The organism is Clostridium sardiniense (genome assembly GCF_050584765.1).
GTDB lineage: Bacteria > Bacillota > Clostridia > Clostridiales > Clostridiaceae > Clostridium > Clostridium sardiniense_A.
Window position 1 is genome coordinate 749,486 of sequence record NZ_JBNOOR010000001.1, and the last position, 16,251, is coordinate 765,736.

The 16,251-nt window shown below is 27.5% G+C and carries 14 protein-coding genes; 11 read left to right on the forward strand and 3 right to left on the reverse strand.

Annotated features, from left to right (window positions below; all coding sequences use genetic code 11):
• Positions 1-2,853: an endo-beta-N-acetylglucosaminidase gene (locus tag ACQPUW_RS03650; protein ID WP_430836138.1), complete on the reverse strand. Its 2,853-nt coding sequence runs from the start codon at positions 2,851-2,853 to the stop codon at positions 1-3.
• 212 nt (positions 2,854-3,065) lie between these two features.
• Complete coding sequence (locus tag ACQPUW_RS03655) at positions 3,066-3,488, reverse strand: hypothetical protein (protein WP_430836139.1); 423 nt, start codon at positions 3,486-3,488, stop codon at positions 3,066-3,068.
• A 370-nt stretch (positions 3,489-3,858) separates the two neighbouring features.
• Here ACQPUW_RS03655 and ACQPUW_RS03660 point away from each other — a divergent pair, with 370 nt between their 5' ends.
• The 3 genes from ACQPUW_RS03660 (at position 3,859) to ACQPUW_RS03670 (ending at position 7,923) form a co-directional block, all read left to right on the forward strand.
• Positions 3,859-6,486, forward strand: a complete 2,628-nt coding sequence (locus ACQPUW_RS03660; RefSeq protein ID WP_430836140.1) for an SH3 domain-containing protein — start codon at positions 3,859-3,861, stop codon at positions 6,484-6,486.
• A 26-nt stretch (positions 6,487-6,512) separates the two neighbouring features.
• On the forward strand, positions 6,513-7,070 hold the full coding sequence (locus ACQPUW_RS03665) for a hypothetical protein (protein ID WP_430836141.1): 558 nt from the start codon (positions 6,513-6,515) through the stop codon (positions 7,068-7,070).
• A gap of 328 nt (positions 7,071-7,398) precedes the next feature.
• Positions 7,399-7,923: a 2'-5' RNA ligase family protein gene (locus ACQPUW_RS03670; protein ID WP_430836142.1), complete on the forward strand. Its 525-nt coding sequence runs from the start codon at positions 7,399-7,401 to the stop codon at positions 7,921-7,923.
• A 69-nt stretch (positions 7,924-7,992) separates the two neighbouring features.
• Here ACQPUW_RS03670 and ACQPUW_RS03675 read toward each other — a convergent pair whose 3' ends face one another.
• Positions 7,993-8,196: a heavy-metal-associated domain-containing protein gene (locus ACQPUW_RS03675; RefSeq protein WP_430836143.1), complete on the reverse strand. Its 204-nt coding sequence runs from the start codon at positions 8,194-8,196 to the stop codon at positions 7,993-7,995.
• Positions 8,197-8,387: 191 nt separating this feature from the next.
• On the opposite strand from ACQPUW_RS03675, the gene ACQPUW_RS03680 reads away from it, so the two are divergent.
• The 8 genes from ACQPUW_RS03680 (at position 8,388) to ACQPUW_RS03715 (ending at position 15,980) form a co-directional block, all read left to right on the forward strand.
• The gene (locus tag ACQPUW_RS03680) at positions 8,388-8,951 is read left to right on the forward strand and encodes a sugar O-acetyltransferase (RefSeq protein ID WP_430836144.1); all 564 of its coding nucleotides are present in this window, start codon (positions 8,388-8,390) and stop codon (positions 8,949-8,951) included.
• 169 nt (positions 8,952-9,120) lie between these two features.
• On the forward strand, positions 9,121-10,167 hold the full coding sequence (locus tag ACQPUW_RS03685; protein ID WP_430836145.1) for an ArsR/SmtB family transcription factor: 1,047 nt from the start codon (positions 9,121-9,123) through the stop codon (positions 10,165-10,167).
• A 20-nt stretch (positions 10,168-10,187) separates the two neighbouring features.
• Complete coding sequence (locus ACQPUW_RS03690) at positions 10,188-11,870, forward strand: ABC transporter ATP-binding protein (RefSeq protein WP_430836146.1); 1,683 nt, start codon at positions 10,188-10,190, stop codon at positions 11,868-11,870.
• 133 nt (positions 11,871-12,003) lie between these two features.
• Positions 12,004-12,516, forward strand: a complete 513-nt coding sequence (locus ACQPUW_RS03695) for a hypothetical protein (RefSeq protein WP_430836147.1) — start codon at positions 12,004-12,006, stop codon at positions 12,514-12,516.
• 12 nt (positions 12,517-12,528) lie between these two features.
• Positions 12,529-13,203, forward strand: a complete 675-nt coding sequence (locus ACQPUW_RS03700) for a cytochrome c biogenesis CcdA family protein (RefSeq protein WP_430836148.1) — start codon at positions 12,529-12,531, stop codon at positions 13,201-13,203.
• 15 nt (positions 13,204-13,218) lie between these two features.
• Positions 13,219-13,818, forward strand: coding sequence for a TlpA family protein disulfide reductase (locus tag ACQPUW_RS03705; protein WP_430836149.1), 600 nt, complete (start codon positions 13,219-13,221; stop codon positions 13,816-13,818).
• Positions 13,819-13,905: 87 nt separating this feature from the next.
• A complete protein-coding gene (locus ACQPUW_RS03710) occupies positions 13,906-14,589 on the forward strand; it encodes a response regulator (RefSeq protein ID WP_430836150.1) in 684 nt (227 codons plus the stop codon).
• A gap of 5 nt (positions 14,590-14,594) precedes the next feature.
• On the forward strand, positions 14,595-15,980 hold the full coding sequence (locus tag ACQPUW_RS03715) for a sensor histidine kinase (protein WP_430836151.1): 1,386 nt from the start codon (positions 14,595-14,597) through the stop codon (positions 15,978-15,980).
• Positions 15,981-16,251: the final 271 nt, after the last annotated feature.

Consider the following 16,251-nt stretch of genomic DNA (forward strand, 5'->3'; position numbering starts at 1 on the left):
TTAGATGGTTCCATCTAATCCACGAACTTCTATACCATATATTCTTGTAGCTGAGTCTGAACCTTGAGTAGGTTTGTTCACAACAATTTTTACATATCTAGCTTTAGTAGCTTTAAATGTAGTTAATGTAGTTGCAGCCTTGTTTTTATCTATAGCAGCTATCTCTGTGAAAGTTTTACCGTCTTCACTTACTTCTATTGAATACTTTTCTGTATTCATATCAGGGCCTTCACCACCGGCTTCAGCATGTTCTACATATACTTCACTTACGGTTTTAACTGCACCAAGATCTATAGTTATATCATGTGGAGCAGGTCCAGTTGCACACCATTTAGTATCACTCTTACCATCTAAAGCAAATTCAGGAGCTTCATTGGCATTTACAAAGCTTGAAGCTGTAGCTTTTTTCTTGCTTGAAAGATCTTTAAATTTACTATCAGCTTCTTTAGTTACAGTTATAAAGTCTTCTAGCAATTTAACATCTTCACCTTTTTCGTTCTTAGCTTTTAGAGTAACAGAGTATACGCCTTCTTTAGCGTAGCTTACAGATGGAGTGTTTTCAGTGCTTGTTTCTACATCAGCACCAGGGAAGCTCCATTCTATACTTTCAGTTATTTTAGAGCTAAGGTTTTCAAATTTTATTTTTTCACCAGGTGCAACTAGTGTCTTAGATGCTGTAAAGTTTGCTTTAGGAATATCATTTGCTGGCCATTCCATCTCAGCAGATGATTCTTTCCCTCTAACAGAATCTTTATTAACAGCTACTACTTCAAATTTAGTTTTATTTTCTTTTTCTTCTCTTTCAAGTGCATTTAAGAAGAATGTAGTATTTGGAGTAGCACCTAAGAATGCTTTTGATTTATCTTCATTAACTTTGTATACTTCATAGTGACTAACAGCATCTTTATTTTCATTTTCCCATGAAAGTCTTACACCAGCATACATATTATCTTCTTCAAAGCTAGTATCATCAATATTTAACTTAGTAACATTAACTTTATCAGAATCCTTAGAGTCTTTTATTGTTATATTACCTAAGTTTAATGATAGATTACTTATAGCTTCGTCTGATGATACACTATAAGAGATTGACTTAATTGATTTTCCAGCAAGTTTAGAAACATCATAAGTAACTGTTGTCCATTCTGATTCAATAGGCTTATCAGCTTTTATAGTTTCAGTGCTTCCATCATGGAATTCTAAAACTAAGTCAAGATTTACTTTTTTACTTGCTTTAGCACTAGTTGAGAATTTAACATTTTTATTAAGTTCAAGGTCAGCACTATAAAGTTTTATAGTAGAAGGTTTTGAGGCTTCTAAATTACCAGATAAATTTATTGAATTTCCACCATAGAATGCATTAGCAAAGTCTAATGAAGCCTTTAATGTATTGTTACCTTCATTATTAATAATCCATCTATAAGTAGGCATTACATCTGCAAGACTTCTATTATTCCAGTCAAGAGAAGATACCTTTTCTCCATTAATAAAGAAGTTATAACCATTACCTATATTAAAGTTAGTTGAAAACGGTAGTGAGCTTACAGCTGTTCTTTCAACAGCATATTTTGAAACACCATTCCATGTAGTTCCTTTAGCTTCTGTATCTTTAGATGGATCACCAAATTCATTAACCCATAGTCTATTTTCTTTAGCTTGGAAATCTTCTATAGAATTTGATGAGAAGAATGTCCAGCTTGGACAATATAAACCAAGGGAAGTGAATGGAGTATTATCCTTTCCTTCAAATAGATCCCAACGGATAGGTGTGTTTGTACCATTAGCTTGTACGTCTATACCAGCATATAGATCATATGGATCTACTCCAACTTTTTTAGCTCTTTCATTTGAGGCTTTAAGAAGTTCTTTATCGGCTAGCTTTTTATTAGTCCACCAGAAGTTTAAGAACATACTATCAGCTACATCCTTTTTATCGCCATCTATTAAGAAGTAATCATTTTTCTCAGTAAGAGCATTTTGCCAATCCATTTCACCATCTTTAGTGATTGAATCATACCACATTATTTCTAAATCATTTGCTTTTTCTTTGAATTGTTTTATAAATTCTTGCATAAGCTCTGAATGTTTTTTAGTAATCTTTGCGGCTTCCTTAACTGTATCTTTTTGATCTATAAAGTCATTTTCTCCTTTTGTTAGGCCAGTCTCCTGATTTATAAACCAACCATCAAAGCCTAAAGTTTTAGAAACTTCTATAAGCTTGTCTACCATAGGGAAGTTACCGTCTTTGTCCTTTGCTAAGAATTCATCAACCCACTCAGCTTTTCCACCGTGCTCAGTTGTTGGGAAGAAAACAGTTCCAAGGACTGGTACACCATTTTTATGTGCAGAATCAGTAACATCAGCACTTGGAGGAACTATAATACCTTCTCCGCTTGATCCACCCCAATAAACAAGTTTATCGATATATTGCCAGTATGAGAATGTATTAGATGAAAATTTGTTTGAGCCTTGTGATGGATTTCCACTAGTACTAGCATTCATTATTGATATTGCTACAACATTCATATCTTTCTTTTGAGTTTTATTTACAGGAGACAGTTTTTCTTTATCAACTCTTTTAGCTAATGGAACTACACTTTTATTGAATTCTAAGTTTTTATCTTCTGATGGGTTCCAAGCTAAAAGTTCATTTGGGAACCAATGAGGTGCAGTTGGTTGATTTAGCATAACAAGATCAGTTTCTTGTTCAGCTGTAATTTTATAATTAATGTTACTGTTGTCTCCTACATTAGAACCCGTGGAACAGGAAACAAGATTAAATCCAAGGGTAAAGGTTAATACTGCTGGAACTAGCATTTTTGCACCTTTACTCTTTTTCTTTCTTAAATACATATAGATACCCCTTTCTAGATTAGAATGAAATTATTAATTTTTAAATTAAGTAAATAAAATATCATAATATTTTGAAAACAATTTCATACAAAGTTTACCATATGTAAAAGAATAATATATAGTGGATAAATTTTAAAAAAGTGAAGAAAGTATACATTTATTTAAAGAAAGAATAAGACTCATGACTAATTTAGCCATGAGTCTTATTGGTTTTATGTTTTTATACGAAATTCATGAGAACATCTTCTACAAGTTACTATTATATATTTTTTCCCTCTAGGTAATCTTAACTTTTGTCCACATTTAGGGCAAGATACTATCTTAAATTTAACCTTTTGATTTAATTTATACTTAAGGTTATTAAATAATGAGCCTATATGCTCTAGACTAACTCTAGATAAGTTATCAGGAAGCCTTTTTCCAAATTTACTTAAAAGCTTGTTTACAAAAGTAGTAAATTTATTTAATTCAATTGTACGCTTATAGATGTTCTTAGAGAAAGTTCTATAAACAACTAGAATTAATAGAAGTAATCCTAGCATGTTAGTGTAACGATTCATATTTAAAAGACTACTTATAATAAGTAGAAATATCGATAATATATCAATTCCATATGCACCATAAAATATATTCATATATTCACCTCTCAAGTTTATATGAGTATTTTAACATAATATATTATAATTAGTAAGCTTTAATATATTATATTGAAAATACAATAGAAGCGATAAAATAATTTATTAGATGTACTGATATTCCACGCTTTGAAAGTATTTAGAATACATTTCTATAATTTACCTGATATTTTAAGTTTAAAGAACTATAGAGTTTATAAATTAAAGAGTAAAAGAGCAACGACATAAAAGTTCATGATATATTAAAAAAATATTACTTTAATGAAATTAATATAATTGAAATAAAAAAAGTTAATAAAATATGTTATAATTTACAATAGCTTAATTTAACGTAAATAACAAAATTGATAAAAAGGGGAAATAAAAGCAAATGAAGAGAGAAAGTATAATAAAAATGTTAATATTGTCTGCTGTTGTAGCAGGTTTTACACCGAACTTAGAAGCAAATGCAGCAACACTTATTAATGATAATACTAAAAATATTAGTAGTGATGTAAAAACTGGTTGGATAAATAAAGATGGAAAAAGATATTATGTACAAGCTAATGGGGAATTAGCAAAATATTTAAAAATTATAGATGGAAAGACTTATTATTTTAATGGCGAAGGACAAATGGTAACCGGATGGCTTAAATTTGTAAGTAGTAATGAATGGCATTACTTTAACGAAAATGGAGTTATGCAAAAGGGATGGCTTACTCTTGGAGATAAAAAATATTATTTAGATGATTCTGGAGCTAGAGTTACTGGAAAAGTCAAAATAGACAATAAAGAATATAATTTTGACGAAAATGGAGTATTAAAAGAATCAAAGACAGGTTGGATAACTAGAGATGGAAAAAGATATTATGTACAAGCTAATGGGGAATTAGCAAAGTATTTAAATACTATAAATGGAGAAACTTATTATTTTAATGGTCAGGGAGAACTTGTAACAGGGTGGCTTAAATTTATAAGTAGTAATGAATGGCATTACTTTAACGAAAATGGAGTTATGCAAAAGGGATGGCTTACTCTTGGAGATAAAAAATATTATTTAGATGATTCTGGAGCTAGAGTTACGGGAAAAGTCAAAATAGACAATAAAGAATATAATTTTGACGAAAATGGTGTATTAAAAGAATCAGAGACAGGTTGGATAACTAGAGATGGAAAAAGATATTATGTAAAAGATAATGGAGAATTAGCAAAGTACTTAAATACTATAAATGGAGAAACTTATTATTTTAATGGTCAGGGAGAACTTGTAACAGGATGGCTTAAATTTATAAGTAGTAATGAATGGCATTATTTTAATGAAGATGGAGCTATGCAAAAGGGATGGCTTACTCTTGGAGATAAAAAATATTATTTAGATGACTCTGGAGCTAGAGTTACTGGGAAGGTCAAAATAGACAATAAAGAATACAATTTTGATGAAAATGGAGTATTAAAAGAATTAAAGACAGGTTGGATAGCTAGAGATGGAAAAAGGTATTATATAAAAGATAATGGGGAATTAGCAAAGTACTTAAATACTATAGACGGAGAAATTTATTATTTTAATGGCAAAGGAGAAATGGTAACAGGATGGCTTAAATTTATAAGTAGTAATGAATGGCGCTATTTTAACGAAGATGGAGCTATGCAAAAGGGATTTTTAAACCTTGATGGTAAAACATATTACATACAAGATGATGGCTCAATGGCAAAGTATTTAAAGAATATAGATGGAAAAACTTATTATTTTAATAGCGAAGGACAAATGGTAACAGGATGGCTTAAATTTGCAAATAATAATGAATGGCACTATTTTAATAAAGATGGAGCTATGCAAAAGGGATTTTTAAACCTTGATGGTAAAACATACTATATGCAAGATGATGGTTCAATGGCAAGGTATTCCAAGACTATAAATGGAAAAATTTATTATTTTAATAGTGAAGGAGAAATGGTAACAGGGTGGCTTAGATTTATAAGTAACAATGAATGGCACTATTATAACAACGATGGATCTATGCAAAAGGGATGGCTTACTCTTGGGGATAAGAAATATTATTTAGATAATTCAGGGGCTAGAGTTACAGGGCAAATGGAAATAGACGGTGAAATGTATGAATTTAATAACGATGGAGTATTAAAGGATAACCCATTTGGAGCAGGAAAGCTTACTGATTTTACAATGAATCTTAGATCAGAGCCAAGTCTTAATTCTGAAGTTCTAACAACAATGTCACCAAATTCAAAGGTAGAGATACTTGGAAGAGTAAAGGGAGATCTTACTTATTATCATGTTAAATATGTTAATAACGGACATACATATTATGGATATGTAAGTATTTACTTAAATGGAAGTACAGCTGTACAAGTCTATGATGATAATAGAGATGATGATTATCTAGGAATTTTATCAGAAAAATATGAATCAAATGGAGATCCAGGTTCTGTATCTTCAGGAGAAGGAGATTACGGTGGTAAGTCTTATGGGGCATGGCAATTGTCATCAAATATGGGTTCTCTAGGTGATTTCATAAACTGGCTTTCAGGTAAAAATGATAGTTTTTATAAAGAATTAACTGATGCAAGAAAGCTTGATAATGGATCATATGGTAAACACTTTGATGACGCTTGGAGAGATATTGCGAAAAATCATTATAATGAGTTTTATAATTTACAACATGAATATACAAAAATAACTTTCTATGATGATTTAATAAAGAGATTAAAAAATAGTGGAGATTATACTAGTGTACTTAATAATTTTGCTGCTAAAAATGTACTTTGGTCAACAGCAGTACAACATGGTGGTTATGGGGCTTATAAAATAATAGCACCTCTTACACATACTACAAATGTAGAAGACTTTATAACATCTGTATATAAAGAAAGAGGACGTAGAGATTCAGATGGAAATTTAGTTTATTTCAGAAGTTCTTCAAAAGCAGTTCAAGAAGGAGTTGCAAGTAGATATATAAGAGAAAAAGACGATGCTATAAGAATGTATAGAGATAGCTTATAATTTTTTATTAAGAGAGGAGTTATAAAATGAAACATAAGAAAAGTTTTTTATTAAGTGCATTAATTGCTGGAATTTTAATTTTAGCTCCAATGTATCTCTTTGTAGGTTGTGGTAATAAAGAGGCTAGTACTCAAGCTGCAAATACACAAACTACAAATACTGAAGATACAACTAAACAAGATGCAACTAAGGAAAATCAAGATGCTAATAAAAGTGAAGAAAAAGCTTCAGCTAATAATCAAGAAAATAAAAGTGAAGTCAAAAGCGATGAAAATAATAAAAAGATAGTAACTTCAGAAGAAAAAAATAAAAATGTTAAGTCAGAAAGTCAAGTAGCTGGCAAAAAGGAAGAAACAAAACCTTCAACTAGTAAATTTACACCACAGAATGCTATAAATATATGTGAAAAAAAATATGGTAAAGATTCAGATACGATTTATGCAAGTAGTGAAAATATGAAAGACGTTAATGGCGAAAAAGGTTATTTAGTTCAAGTTAAATCTAAAGAACTTATGAAACAAGGTGGAAATGGAGTTGCATTTACTGTACTTGTTACTCCAAAAGGACAAATTATAGAATTATAATTAAGTAATAGAACTATAAATAAATATGATTATATAAGATTAGTTTATTATTGTAACATACTACAATAAATAGTCTATTAATAAATAAAATTTAAAAAAGGACAGGGTTATTATTAAAATTAACCTGTCCTTTTTGATTATATGAATAGCTTTAATAATTGGAAAATAGATATAAATTAATTAGTATTCTAACATAATAGATTGTATTTAGTAAGGTTAGTAGTTATTTAAATAAGTAGTATTTAGAATATGTATAATATATATAGGGAAAATTTAAGGTATAAGGTATTATTAGAAAAATTAAATTTATATGCTAAGGAGAAAACTTATGAGATATGTAATAGTATGTGTTGTAAATGGAGATGTAGGAGAATTCAACAATAATTTAAGAAAAGAAGTATTTGAAAAATTTAATGTAAAATCATCTAAATTACCAGCTCACTTTACTATAAAAGCACCTTTTGAATATGATAATAATATAGAAGAATTAGAAAACTTAATTGAAGACTTTTGTAGTAGATATGATTCTAAGCAATATATTATAGATGGATACGATCATTTTGATGATAGAGTAATTTACATGAAAGTTAATATGTCTAATGAAGGTAAAATGATGCATGATGATTTAATAGATAGAATGGAAAAAATAGATTATATAGAATTCGATAAAAATGATGGCAGAGACAAAACTTTTCATATAACAATTGCATCAAAGAAATTAAGACCTATCTATGATGATGTTTGGAATTATGTCAAAAGATATCCTTGTGAATTTGAATGTTTATTTGATAATATAAGTATCTACAGGTGGCAAAATAACACTTGGGAATTATATAGAAAATTTAATATTTAATAAAAAATAGAGCTTTTATAACTATTGTAAATACATAAATTATAAAAGTTCTATTTATTTAAGTAGGACTTATTCTATAAAATGTCCTGTACTTTCTATACAATTTTCAATTTCACTCTTAGTAGCAGGTGGATTATATATAACTTCCACAGTTCCACGACCAAGATCTATACAAACATTATCAACTCCATCAATTTTATCTAATGCATTTTTCATTTGTGTTTTAATAGTTTCATTTACTAATCCATCAACTTTATAATGTTGTCTTTCCATATTTTCAACTCCTTTAAAAATTATAATTATAGTATGTTCAAAATTTAAAGATAGTATTAGCCACTTTTTGTAATTAATAATCAAATTAGTGTAAGTATATCTATAAAATATTAAGTATAATATTATATATGTATTATGCATAAAAATAATATATTTTTAAATTTTAATATTATAAGGGTAGGGGAACTAAAATGACAGAAAAAGAGAAGATGTTAAAGGGAGAACTATATTTTTCTTTTGGAGAAGAATTATTTAATGAGAGACAACATGCAAAGGATGTTATTTTTGAATATAATTCATTGCCACCGAGAGAAGTTGAGAGAAGGAATGAGTTATTAAAAGGGTTACTTGGAAAAACAGGTGAAAAATTTTTTGTTGAGCCACCATTTAGATGTGATTATGGATACAATATAGAACTTGGTGAAAATTGTTATATTAATTATAACTGTACAGTGCTAGATTGTGCTAAAGTTACAATTGGAAGAGATGTACTAATAGGACCAAATGTAAATATATTTGCAGCAGGGCATCCAATATCACCAAGGGAAAGACTTGCAGAACTTGAATACGCATATCCAATAGAAATTGGAGATTGTGTTTGGATAGGTGGAGGAACTACTATAAATGCTGGAGTTAAAATTGGAAAGAATTCAGTAATTGGATCAGGTAGTGTTGTAACTAAAGATATTCCAGAAAATGTTGTAGCAGTTGGAAATCCATGTAGAGTTATAAAACATATTGAAGAAGTAGAATAATTATAAATCATAAGGAGATCTATTTTACGAATAGATGTCCTTATTTTTTATTTTATGGAAAATAGTTGAAAATAAATATTATTATGATATACTAATATTAGATGAACATCTAATATCTATATAACATATATATATTATATAAGTGATATAGAAAAAAGGAGGTAAGTATATGAAAACTTTTAATTTTAAAAATAAACCGGTTATAGATTATGGAGCATTTATTATTAGTTATGTAGCTAGAGATGAATTAAATGAAATATTATCGGCAGTTGATATGAAATGCAGTCTTGATAAATATTTAGATATATTTGATTCAAAACTTAGTAATTTTATAAAAAATGAAATAGAATTTTTTAGGCCTTTTGAAGGGATAACAGTTGTAACTTTAGGATTTATAGACGATTTTGAAGAATTATATTCATTACAGGATTATTTAGATGAATTTAACAAATCTACAAATGAAGAATTATTTAATTATTTAGGTGGCGCATTTATTGGGGAGTTTTCTAAGGATGATAATGAAGGTTGGGGAAAAGTTAAGCATAGTATGGCACTTATGAAGAATTATATATCTAGTCTAGAAGGTGTAGACGAAAATCATAAAAAAAATATATTAGATTTATATGATTCACCTGATGAGACAAGGATGCGATTAAAATATATAATTGAAAAATTTATAGATATATATAGTGAATTTGAAGATGAATTACTAGAGAAATCGAATAAAGAAAAAATTAGATATGAAAAGCTGTTGAATAATAATTTAGAAAAATTTATGAGAGTAAATCATTTAGACAAGATTAAGTCTATTATTGGAGAAGATGACGATATAGATATTTATGTCTCATATTGTAATAAAGTTGGAGTTAGATTTAATAAGGTAGAAAATAAATTAAAAGCAATTATTGGGTATAAAAATATTGAATTTGATGAACTTAAAAGTTTGGAGAAAAATCTAGAAAAATTCTTAAAGCTTATAAGTGATAAGACTAGGCAAAAGATTATATCATTAATAGCAGATAAGCCTTGGTATAACCAGGCTATGGCAAAAGAGCTAGATATAACTCCAGCTACAGTTAATTATCATATTCAAAGTTTTTTAGTTATAGATTTAGTTAGTGTTAATGAAAAAGATAATAAGGTGTATTATTCTCTAAACAAAGATATGGCAAATAAATATATAGATATTTTAAAAGGAAAACTTAAACTGATATAAGGAATAAAGGGGTATTTAGTATGAGAGATTATATGTTTAAACACAAGTTTTGTCTTTTTACAACTGTTGGGGTAAGGCTTACTGGAGCAGTTATGCAAGTTTTTATAGCGATTATAATACAGCAGATAGTTGATAGTGCTACAGGTGGAGATTTAAATAGATTTACTAAGGTTGCTATATTTTCAGTAGTATATTTTTTATTAATGGGAATTGTTGAGTACTTTACTGGAGCAACTCAAGCTATGTATCTAAAGAAAACTATAAATACATTAAGAGAAGATATATTTAGAGGAATATTAAAAAAGGATTATAAAGATTTTAATTCTAACAATACTGCTGAGTACATCTCTAATTTAACTAATGATATAAATTTAGTAGAAAATGAGTATATAGTACCATTTCTAATGATGATGGGAGATATAATTATTTTTATTGGTACTGTAATACTACTATTATATATTAATGTATGGGTAACTATAATTTTATTTTTAACAGGTGCTTTAATGCTTATAGTACCATCAACATTAAGTAAGCCTATGGAAAAGAGACAAAATAATGTATCAAATAGTTTATCAAGCTTTACTAAAAGTATTAAGGATATCTTTTCAGGATATGAGGTAATTAAATCCTATAATATAGAAAAAGATATCACTAATGAGTTTAGTGATAAAAATATAGATATATCAACAAAGAAGTTTAAAAGTGCTCATATAAGAGCTGTAGCAGATGCATTATCACATTTCTTAGCTATAGGATGTCAATTATCAGGAATTATATTAAGTGGATATTTTGTTATAAAGGGTAATTTAACAGTAGGAAGCTTAGTTGCCATTATGCAGCTTGGAAATGGGATAAATGGACCGATAATGTGGATTGTGCAAAAGGTAACACAAATAAAAGGTATGAAGGGTGTAAATGAAAAGTTAGGAAAGATTATAGAAAGTGGAAAAAAAGAATCAAAAGGGGACACTATAAAAAACTTTAATGACTCTATAATTTTAAAAGATGTTAAGTTTTCTTATAATGAAGGAGATACCATATTAAATGGAGTAAATTATAAATTTGAAAAAAATAAGAAATATGCAATAATCGGAGAAAGTGGTTGTGGAAAGAGTACATTAATTAAATTACTTCTTGGATATTATGATGATTATGAAGGTAAGATAAGCTTAGATAATAAAGAAATAAAAGATGTTAGGCATGAATCTTTAGGTAATCTAATATCTATGATACATCAAAATGTATATATGTTTCATAGAAGTATAAAAGATAATATAGTATTATGGAAAACATTTAGTGAAGAAAAAATAGAAAAAGCTTTAAAGGTAAGTGGAGTATATAAGTTTATTGATGATATGAGTGAAGGTTTAGAATCATCTGTTGGGGAAAATGGCTCTAATATATCAGGTGGACAAAAGCAAAGAGTTGCAATTGCAAGGGCAATAATTCAAGATACTCCTATTCTTATATTAGATGAAGGAACTTCGGCTTTAGATGTTAAAACAGCTTATGATATAGAGAGTACATTATTAGATATTGAAGATTTAACTATAATAACTGTTACTCATAAGTTGAATGAGGAAATTTTAAGTAAATACGATGAAGTAATAGTAATGGATTCAGGTACAATTGTTGAATCAGGAAACTATAAAAATTTAGTAAGTCAAAAAGGAAAGTTTTATAATCTTTTAAGTGCTATATAAAAGTAATATTTAATTATAAAATAATTATAAAAAACAAGTATAGAATTCACTCTATACTTGTTTTTATTTAAATCTTCATAAAATGCACAAAAATTTAATTTAATATTATATCTATAGTAAACTGAGGAGAGGGATGGTTTTTCTGAAAAAACATAAAAAGATAATAGGAGGAATCTTAGTACTAGCAGTACTTATAGGTTCTGTATCATTTATTAAAGTTTTAAATAATAAAACACAAAAATCTAAAGAAGAGAATAAAAGCAAAGTAGCAGAAGAAGATATAAATGATGAATATAGACATGTTAAAGCAAAAGGAAACTTAATTAAGAAAAGTTTTGACGGTAGTTTTTTAAATCCAATAGTTACATTAGCTGAAGAAAGTCCAAGTTTCAAAATTGAAATAGATGGATTAAAAGAAGATGATAAACCAATGATTATAAATACATTTACAGGTGATACTGTAGAAATGAAAAATGAAGGAGGGGGCAAATTTTCTTTAGATATGAAAATGGAAGTATCTAAAGATTATGCAGTTCTTTTAAATAACAGGCTAATCGGATCTACTAGGGTAGTTGAAGGTTATGATAAAATAAATGTAGAAGAGGTATATAATGACGCTATAAAAAGATTAACTTGCGCATTTTAATTGGAGGGGTATATGAATTATATAATACTATTTTTAGAAGGGATAATAACCTTTATTTCACCGTGTATATTACCAATGGTTCCTATATACATTTCTTATTTTATGGGAAGTGATGAGGAGAAGAATAAAAGTGTTGCACTTAGAAATTCTATTGCATTTGTTCTAGGATTTTCTATATTATTTACTATATTTGGAGCATTAGCTGGAACTTTTGGAAGTGTTATTAATGAATATATGAAATTATTTAATGTTATTTCAGGTATTTTATTAATCATATTTGGACTTAATTATATAGGGATATTAAAAATTCAATTATTACAAAGAACTTTTAAATTGAAAAGTAATGTAGGAAAGAAAAAAGGATTAGTTTCATCTATATTATTTGGAATGATATTTGCAGTAGGATGGACACCTTGTGTAGGACCTTTCTTAGGGTCAGCACTTATGATAGCAGCAAACTCACAATATCATATTGAAGGAATATTCATGCTTTTAACATATAGTTTAGGACTTGGACTTCCATTTATACTATCAGCATTATTAATTGATTCTTTAAAAAATACATTTAGTTTTATAAAGAGAAATTATAAGATAATAAATATAATATCAGGAATTTTATTAATTATCATAGGAATAATGATGATGACAGGCTATCTAAATTTACTATTATCACTACTAACATTTTAGGGGGAGATTTTAAAAATGAATGAAAAAAAGAGGTTAATATATATAATTATAGTTTTTGTTGCATTAATAGCCATCGGAGGAGTTTCTTATAAATATTTATCTAATAAATATTCTAAAAATGAAATAGAAAATCAGATGCCAAAGCAAGGGTCTGTAGGTAACGAAGCAAATAATAATATTGATAATGTTACTAAAGCGCCTGATTTTACTGTTTACAATGAAGAAGGAAAGGCTGTTAAATTATCCGATTATAAAGGTAAAAAAGCAGTAGTTGTAAACTTCTGGGCAAGTTGGTGCCCACCATGCAAGTATGAAATGCCATATTTCCAAAAAGCAGAAGATAAGTATAAAGGTAAAGACGTTGAAATACTTATGGTAAACCTTACTGACGGAAGTAGAGAAACAAAAAAGACTGCCCTTGAGTTTATAAAAGAAAGTAAATATAATATGAATGTACTATTTGACACAGAGTTAAATGCAGCAGACGTATATGGAATACAAGCATTACCAAGAACTTTATTTATAGATAAAGATGGTAATTTAGTAAATGATCATACAGGACTTATTACTCAAGATATGCTTGATGATAATATAGATGATCTTATAAGAAAATAAAAGATTTATATAATAAAAAATCAGTTATATATGAGACTGATTTTTTGTTATATAATTAGATAATTTAAGGCGCTGGAGGATAATTAAATGAGAGAAAATATACTCATAGTTGATGATGAATTTAAGATATTAGAGGTTGTTAAAATTTATTTAGAAAAAGAAGGATATATAGTATATACAGCAAGCAATGGCATAGATGCTCTTAAAATATTTGAAAAAAATAATATAGATTTACTAGTTTTAGATCTTATGTTGCCAAATATATCAGGGGAAGAGGTATGCCAAAAGATAAGAGAGACGTCAGATGTTTCAATTATTATGTTAACTGCAAAATGTGATGAGGATAATGTATTAAATGGATTTAATATAGGTACGGATGATTATGTAACAAAACCATTTAGTCCGAAGCAGTTAGTGGCAAGAGTTAATGCTGTATTAAAGAGATGTGGGAATTTAAATGAAAATAAGTTAATGTTTAGAAATGGTGATCTTATTATAGATGCAGATAAATTTGAGGTTATTAAAGATAATAAAATAGTTAATCTTACTGCCTCAGAATTTAAAATTTTATTAGAACTTGCAAGAAATCCTAAAAAAGTTTTTACAAGATCAGAACTTATAGATAAGGTTATAGGGGAAGAGAACTATGTATATGATAGAATAATTGATTCTCATATAAAAAATATAAGAGCGAAAATAGAAGATGGTAGTAAAGGAAATAAATATATAATAACAGTGCATGGTATAGGATATAAGTTTGGTGGTGAATAAATATTTTGGATAAGTTAAAGCATAGACTTACTTTAATTTTTATACTATTTTCTTTGGTAATAATATTTTTAATTGGAATACTCGCAAATATCTCCATAAAATCTAATTTTAATAAGTACATAGAAGATAGTATAGATAAAAGAAAAGATGAAATAGTTAAATCTATAGAAAATAATTATAAATCAGAAGAATGGAATAAAGATAATATAAACACCATAGGTTTAGATGCAATTGAAAATGGATTAATTATTAAAATTAAAGATAATAATGGGAATGTTGTTTGGAATGCTAGAGAAATTAATAATTTATTATGTGAGTCAGTATTAAAAAAGATTAGAACTAATACAAATAAGATTAATCCAAGACTAAAGGAAGGAAATACAATAGACAATATAAATCTTACAAAAGATAATAGAGATATAGGAACTTTAAGTATAGAATATATAGGGCCATTTTATTACAATGAATCAGATTTAATTTTCTTTGAAACATTAAATAGAGTATTAATTATTGTTGGAGGATTAGCGATAATTATTTCAGTAATAATTGGATTTAGTATATCTCACACTATAAGCAAGACAGTATTAAAAGTAATAAAAGCAACAAATCTTATAGCGGAAGGAAATTACTCTCATAAAATTAATGTTAAAAATAATATAAGAGAGATGAATCAAATGATTAACTCTGTGAATAAGCTAGCAGATAATCTAGAGGAACAAGATAAATTAAGAAAAATTTTAACTAGGGATATATCTCATGAATTAAGAACGCCTCTTACTACAATACAAATACAGGTGGAAGCTTTAATTGACGGGGTGCTTGAGCCATCGGAGGAAAGATTAAAGAGTATATTTGATGAGATTCAAAGGCTTAATAGGTTAGTTGAATCTTTAGAAAAGTTAGCTAGATATGAGAGTGATTCATTAGTATTAAATAAAGAAAAAACTAATATTAAAGACTTAATAGAGACTCTTCTAGTTAATTTTGAAAAACAGTTCTTAGATAAAAATATAAAGATAGAATTAAACTTAGAAGATATTATATGCGATATTGATAAAGATAAAATAAGTCAAGCTATAATAAATATAATATCTAATAGTATTAAGTATACAGTAGAACAAGGATATATAGAAATATCAGATTATAGAGATAAAAGTAAAACTTATATATCTATAAAAGATAATGGTATGGGCATTGATGAAAAAAATATAAAGTATATTTTTGAGAGGTTTTATAGAGCAGATGAATCTAGAACTAGATCATCAGGTGGTGTTGGAGTTGGACTTACAATATCAAAAGCAATAGTTGAAGCTCATGGTGGAGATATAAAAGTAAAGAGCAAAATTAATAAAGGAAGTGAATTTGTAATAGAGATACCAAATTCCATATAAAATTATAAGCACAATGTTATGTATTATTTGCATAATATTGTGCTTATTTGTTTTGTTAGTGATTTTTATTAAGATTAGAGTTATTAAATTAATTATAAATAGATATTTAAATAAGTCAGTAACTTAAAAGTAAGGTTTGAAAAAATTATAGAAAAGCTGAAAAAATTATAGAATAAGTCTTTAAAAAGGTAAAAAATTATAGAAAAATATGTAAAAAGAAATGTTGTATAGTAAAATTAAATTGTCATTAGAAAAAGAGAGGGGAATATTT

What these genes read in the sequence shown, in the direction of transcription:
- ACQPUW_RS03650 (WP_430836138.1), bottom strand. Translation starts at nt 2,853, where the DNA reads ATGTATTTAAGAAAGAAAAAGAGTAAAGGTGCAAAAATGCTAGTTCCA.
- ACQPUW_RS03675 (WP_430836143.1), bottom strand. Translation starts at nt 8,196, where the DNA reads ATGGAAAGACAACATTATAAAGTTGATGGATTAGTAAATGAAACTATT.
- ACQPUW_RS03705 (WP_430836149.1), top strand. Translation starts at nt 13,219, where the DNA reads ATGAATGAAAAAAAGAGGTTAATATATATAATTATAGTTTTTGTTGCA.
- ACQPUW_RS03685 (WP_430836145.1), top strand. Translation starts at nt 9,121, where the DNA reads ATGAAAACTTTTAATTTTAAAAATAAACCGGTTATAGATTATGGAGCA.
- ACQPUW_RS03690 (WP_430836146.1), top strand. Translation starts at nt 10,188, where the DNA reads ATGAGAGATTATATGTTTAAACACAAGTTTTGTCTTTTTACAACTGTT.
- ACQPUW_RS03710 (WP_430836150.1), top strand. Translation starts at nt 13,906, where the DNA reads ATGAGAGAAAATATACTCATAGTTGATGATGAATTTAAGATATTAGAG.
- ACQPUW_RS03660 (WP_430836140.1), top strand. Translation starts at nt 3,859, where the DNA reads ATGAAGAGAGAAAGTATAATAAAAATGTTAATATTGTCTGCTGTTGTA.
- ACQPUW_RS03695 (WP_430836147.1), top strand. Translation starts at nt 12,004, where the DNA reads ATGGTTTTTCTGAAAAAACATAAAAAGATAATAGGAGGAATCTTAGTA.
- ACQPUW_RS03665 (WP_430836141.1), top strand. Translation starts at nt 6,513, where the DNA reads ATGAAACATAAGAAAAGTTTTTTATTAAGTGCATTAATTGCTGGAATT.
- ACQPUW_RS03655 (WP_430836139.1), bottom strand. Translation starts at nt 3,488, where the DNA reads ATGAATATATTTTATGGTGCATATGGAATTGATATATTATCGATATTT.
- ACQPUW_RS03700 (WP_430836148.1), top strand. Translation starts at nt 12,529, where the DNA reads ATGAATTATATAATACTATTTTTAGAAGGGATAATAACCTTTATTTCA.
- ACQPUW_RS03680 (WP_430836144.1), top strand. Translation starts at nt 8,388, where the DNA reads ATGACAGAAAAAGAGAAGATGTTAAAGGGAGAACTATATTTTTCTTTT.
- ACQPUW_RS03670 (WP_430836142.1), top strand. Translation starts at nt 7,399, where the DNA reads ATGAGATATGTAATAGTATGTGTTGTAAATGGAGATGTAGGAGAATTC.